This is a genomic window from Chimaeribacter arupi (assembly GCF_002858805.1).
GTDB classification, from domain to species: Bacteria; Pseudomonadota; Gammaproteobacteria; order Enterobacterales; family Enterobacteriaceae; genus Chimaeribacter; species Chimaeribacter arupi.
On the sequence record NZ_PJZI01000090.1, the window covers coordinates 1 to 535 of the forward strand.

A 535-nucleotide genomic window follows, 5' to 3' on the forward strand; every position below is an offset into this window, starting at 1 on the left:
CCGGGCGCGGACTTCGTGCTGCACAACAGCCTGTTCCTGATCGCCCACTTCCACAACGTTATCATCGGTGGTGTGGTGTTCGGTTGCTTCGCCGGCCTGACTTACTGGTTCCCGAAATCCTTCGGCTTCATGCTGAATGAGAAATGGGCGGTCCGTTCCTTCTGGTTCTGGATTATCGGTTTCTTCGTGGCCTTTATGCCGCTGTACGTGCTGGGCTTCATGGGGATGACCCGTCGTCTGAGCCAGAACATCGACCCGGAATTCCACCCGATGCTGATCGTAGCAGCGGTGGGTGCGGCGCTGATTGCCTGCGGTATCCTGTGCCAGCTGATCATGATCTTCGTCTCTGTGCGTGACCGTGACCAGAACCGCGACCTGACCGGTGACCCGTGGGGCGCGCGTACCCTGGAGTGGGCAACCTCTTCTCCGCCGCCGTTCTATAACTTCGCTGTGGTACCGGAAGTGCACGACCGTGACGCATTCTGGGACATGAAAGAAAAAGGCGAAGCGTATAAGAAGCCGGCGAAGTATGAAG

At 57.9% G+C, this 535-nt stretch carries 1 protein-coding gene; it reads left to right on the plus strand.

Annotated elements, in window-relative coordinates:
* Positions 1 to 535 (plus strand): cbb3-type cytochrome c oxidase subunit I (locus CYR52_RS22195; RefSeq protein WP_175579010.1); only part of this gene is annotated, 535 nt, incomplete at both ends.